This is a genomic window from Bradyrhizobium ferriligni, from assembly GCF_056837965.1.
The window spans coordinates 1-451 of record NZ_JBXEJO010000270.1 but is presented as its reverse complement, the minus strand read 5'-3'; the positions used below and the strand labels follow the sequence as shown (position 1 = coordinate 451).

The window sequence follows — 451 nt, the reverse complement described above, 5'->3', positions numbered from 1 at the left end:
TCGCTCTTAGGCTCAGATCACATACAAATCACAAAGAGTGGTTAAGAAATGCTCGATATGGAGCCTTCGAAGACGAAGAAGAACGTTCCAGTACCACCACGAATATATTTCAAGAGCCTGATGAATTTAATGGCCGCATGGCTAGTGCAGTCGCCGCGAAGCTGTTCAGGTTAGGATTTTTCATTTATGTCCACAACAGAAAAAAACCATTGGGCTTACAGCGAATTGAACATAGGACTCCCCGCATGGCAGCCGCGCCCTAATACATTCGGCCAGACGACCCTGCTGACGCCCCTACAAAAAGAGGTACTACAGACAGTAACAAGTTTTGTTTTGTTTGTTTGAGTCCAGTATATTTCAACTGCACATTATGAGTTATGTTAAGAACATAGTGACATCTGTCATGACTTTCTAGTATTCTTCCTGTACTAATCAAAGGATGTGTGTATAC

Annotated in this window: 1 protein-coding gene; it reads left to right on the top strand. The window is 42.8% G+C overall.

All coding sequences use genetic code 11. The annotated features are described in order from the left end of the window. On the top strand, positions 1–263 hold a 263-nt coding region (locus AC1VNY_RS42665), incomplete at its 5' end, for a hypothetical protein (protein WP_482409700.1). Positions 264–451: the final 188 nt, after the last annotated feature.